3 protein-coding genes and 1 tRNA gene are annotated in these 3,119 nt (G+C 39.3%); 1 reads left to right on the top strand and 3 read right to left on the bottom strand.

The genetic code is table 11. The features are described 5' to 3' along the window. Positions 1-63: 63 nt before the first annotated feature. Positions 64-1,278 (bottom strand): NAD(P)-dependent malic enzyme, encoded by a 1,215-nt coding sequence (locus WB217_RS03490; RefSeq protein WP_423990679.1) that lies wholly within the window; start codon positions 1,276-1,278, stop codon positions 64-66. Between the two features lie 263 nt (positions 1,279-1,541). Here WB217_RS03490 and WB217_RS03485 point away from each other — a divergent pair, with 263 nt between their 5' ends. Beyond that, complete coding sequence (locus tag WB217_RS03485) at positions 1,542-2,429, top strand: LysR family transcriptional regulator (protein ID WP_423990677.1); 888 nt, start codon at positions 1,542-1,544, stop codon at positions 2,427-2,429. A 175-nt stretch (positions 2,430-2,604) separates the two neighbouring features. Here WB217_RS03485 and WB217_RS03480 read toward each other — a convergent pair. Together WB217_RS03480 and WB217_RS03475 are read right to left on the bottom strand one after the other, a co-directional pair. Beyond that, positions 2,605-2,677, bottom strand: a tRNA-Val gene (locus WB217_RS03480). 159 nt (positions 2,678-2,836) lie between these two features. Continuing rightward, positions 2,837-3,119: DinB family protein (locus WB217_RS03475; RefSeq protein WP_423990675.1), on the bottom strand; the 283-nt coding region annotated here is incomplete at its 5' end.

Below are 3,119 nucleotides of genomic sequence, written 5' to 3'. Positions count from 1 at the left end.
GAGAATTATCGGCTGGTTTCCCCTGGTTGCGATCTTACTATAAAGCTCATGAAATCAAATGCTCTACCCCTGGATGTTTACTAAATCACTGTAGAATATCGCCTTGCGCGCAACACCTGTTTCGTGGGCAGCCCTTGCAACCGCGTCTCTTACTGCAGAAACTACTCTGCTGTCTAGTGGGCCAGGTATTACATAATCCTCAGACAATTCATCACACTCTATTAAACCTGCAATTGCTTTCACTGCTGCAGCCTTCATCTCATCATTAATATCGGTAGCGAAAACATCTAAAGCACCTCTGAATATGCCAGGAAATGCCAGTACATTGTTGACCTGGTTAGGCAGATCCGAACGTCCCGTCCCTACAATCCTAGCACCTGCTTCCTTTGCTTCTTCAGGCATGATTTCCGGCACTGGATTTGCCATAGCAAAGATAATGGCATCATGAGACATCTTACGTACCATTTCCTTTGTCAGTGCCTCGGCGGATGAAACACCGATGAACACATCGGCACCTGCTATCACATCTGACAGCTGTCCCTTCAGCTTATTTTGATTAGTAATTTTTGAAACGGATTCCTTCAGTGAATTCATTCCTGCCTGTCTGCCTTCATAAATGGCTCCCTTTGTATCGCACATAATCAAATTGTTCACGCCCATATTCCTTAATAGCTTAATAATGGCGATTCCCGCGGCACCAGCCCCGTTTATTACTACCTTAATTTCCTCGATTTTTTTATTAACCAGTTTCAAGGAGTTAACTAAACCTGCAGCGGTTACGATTGCGGTTCCATGCTGGTCGTCATGAAATACTGGAATGTTCATTTCTTTTTTTAGCCTCTCTTCAATGTAAAAACAATTCGGTGAGGCGATATCTTCTAAATTAATTCCTCCAAAGGTTGGCTGAAGCAATTTAACTGTCTTTATTATTTCTTCAGGATCTTTCGTATCGAGGCAAATAGGGATCGCATCAATCCCAGCAAAGGCTTTAAATAGTGCGGCCTTCCCTTCCATTACTGGCATTGCAGCTTCCGGTCCAATATCCCCCAGCCCCAGCACGGATGTCCCGTCCGATACAACTGCAATTAAGTTCCCTTTAATTGTATAATCATAGACTTTTTCCGGATGAGCATGAATCTGCTTGCATGGTTCAGCTACACCTGGAGAATATGCTAAACTTAAATCCTTCATATTATTTAAAGGCATTTTCACATCCACGGATAATTTCCCTTTAAATTTTTCATGCAGCAAGAGAGATTCTTTTTGTAAATTCTCCATCCTAACATCTCCTTTTTAAAATCACTAAAAATCTCAGTATTATCACTTCGTAAGAATATTCTGAATTTAGTTCATTATATAATGGATTAACTTTATAAATAAAATACATATATTCTATATTCTTTATGCATTTTGGCTATAAAGCTGCCAGGAGCTATTAAAATAACCTGTCCAATCAGTAGACTAACTAATCGGTTTTACTTTAAAATGTTAGAATATTATAAAAAAACACTTATCTTTTTAAGTCCTGGAGGTGAAATTACTTGGACATACGTCATTTAGAGTACTTTTCCGAAGTTGCAGAGCAATTAAGCTTTACAAAAGCCTCACAAACGCTTCACGTTTCGCAGCCTTCAATTAGTAAAGCAATCAAAAATTTAGAAGGAGAACTAGGAGTGCCGTTATTTTACCGTTCTTCCAAGCAGCTTGAATTAACCGACGCAGGAAAAGCAGTATTAATGAATGCAAAAAAAGTATTAGAGGCATTCAAAAACCTGACCCTGGAATTAACTGATCTGATGGAGCTAAAAAGCGGTGAAATACGAATTGGCATTCCTCCAATTGTTGGCGCAGCTTTCTTTTCAAAGCTAATCAGCCAATACAAAGAGAAATACCCCCTCGTAAAAATAACTCTGACGGAAGTAGGGACCAAAAAAATAAAGAAGGGTGTCGAGGAAGGATCACTGGATATCGGACTAATCTGCACACTGCCTGCTCAAGGCAGCAGTTTTGAAATCATAAATGTCATAAAGGATCCGCTCATGTTAATTGTTCATCGTGACCATGCTTTAGCATCAAAAAAAGAAGTTCATTTTTCCGAATTGAAAAATGAACCTTTTATTTTGTATCGAAAAGACTTCACACTTTATGACTTAATTATTGAAGAATGCTCGAAAAACAACTTCCAGCCCAATATTGTATGTGAAAGCTCTCAGAAGGACTTTTTGCTGGGAATGGTCGAGGGGAAAATGGGAATAGCACTTTTGCCCAGCAAGATTTGCGAGAATATTAACAATAAGGAAATTTCAGTACTTCCCTTCCAAAAATCAGCAGTTGACCTCGAACTGGGGCTTATCTGGAAAAAAGATAAATACCTAAGCTTTGCTGTACGGGAATTCATCTCTACATCTCAACAGTATCTGGTTATCTGAAATTGATAAATATTGAAGGAGAAATGATGGATTCAGTTCAATAATTCCCCTACAATAAAGTGCCCGTACAGCAAGAAGCATGTCCGGGCACTTCCTTTAAGATAGCCAAAATAATTCCTATGTAAAAAAAAGCGTGAATCCCTTACAATAAAGGATTCACGCTTTCAAAAAATTATGATTCCTACTGGGTTCGAACCAGCGACCTCTACCCTGTCAAGGTAGCGCTCTCCCAGCTGAGCTAAGGAATCGTTATTCTGTTTGTCCCAAATTAACGAGGACATTTATTAATATATTATGGAATGATTCTAATGTCAATATAATTTCCCTAATCAGACTTATCGATCCAATGATCATTTCGCATTAAGCTGGTTTACGGCTTTAATTCATTTTAGTCGATTAAAACCGCACTAAACTTTTTCGTTTTGAAAAAGGCCGCGTCCGATGAAATTCGCCGTCACTGGCTGCTTTCCAATCTCCCTTGCCCATACTGAAATTTGCCCAATGTGGTGAATTTCATGTGCAAGGGTATGTCTCATAATCTCACCCCAGGTGAAGGTAACCGTGCTGTCATCTGATTGTGGAAGCTGTAAGATTCGGTTTTCCATCTCATCATTCCAGGCAAGAACGAACACTTTTACCTCAGCATTAAATTTGGCATCCAATTCCTTCACTTTATCCAAGGAATTATAA

The organism is Mesobacillus sp. (assembly GCF_049588175.1).
GTDB lineage: Bacteria > Bacillota > Bacilli > Bacillales > Cytobacillaceae > Mesobacillus.
The sequence above is the reverse complement of the archived record's forward strand: the minus strand, read 5'-3'. Positions and strand labels throughout refer to the sequence as shown.